Origin of the sequence: Vibrio neptunius (genome assembly GCF_000967495.1) — a bacterium.
GTDB lineage: Bacteria > Pseudomonadota > Gammaproteobacteria > Enterobacterales > Vibrionaceae > Vibrio > Vibrio neptunius.
Map to the genome: position 1 here is coordinate 1 of NZ_JXXU01000072.1, position 304 is coordinate 304.

The 304-nt window shown below is 48.0% G+C and carries 1 tRNA gene and 1 rRNA gene; both read right to left on the minus strand.

Going from position 1 to position 304, the window contains the following annotated elements:
* Nucleotides 1-37: 37 nt before the first annotated feature.
* Nucleotides 38-153, minus strand: a 5S ribosomal RNA gene (gene rrf / locus TW84_RS21115).
* A gap of 12 nt (nt 154-165) precedes the next feature.
* A tRNA-Thr gene (locus tag TW84_RS21120) sits at nt 166-241 on the minus strand.
* Between the last annotated feature and the right edge of the window lie 63 nt (nt 242-304).

Consider the following 304-nt stretch of genomic DNA (forward strand, 5'->3'; position numbering starts at 1 on the left):
CGCTCCGCACTGGTTAGACTATGAAGTCGAAATTAAAGCCTGGCGATGTCCTACTCTCACATGGGGAAGCCCCACACTACCATCGGCGCTAATTCGTTTCACTTCTGAGTTCGGCATGGAATCAGGTGGGTCCAAATCGCTATGGTCGCCAAGCAAATTCTTTGCTGGTGCTGATACCCAGACTCGAACTGGGGACCTCATCCTTACCAAGGATGCGCTCTACCACCTGAGCTATATCAGCATAATTTTGCTCAAGATATTTATCTCAAACAAGGTATTTAAAACCTGGCGATGTCCTACTCTC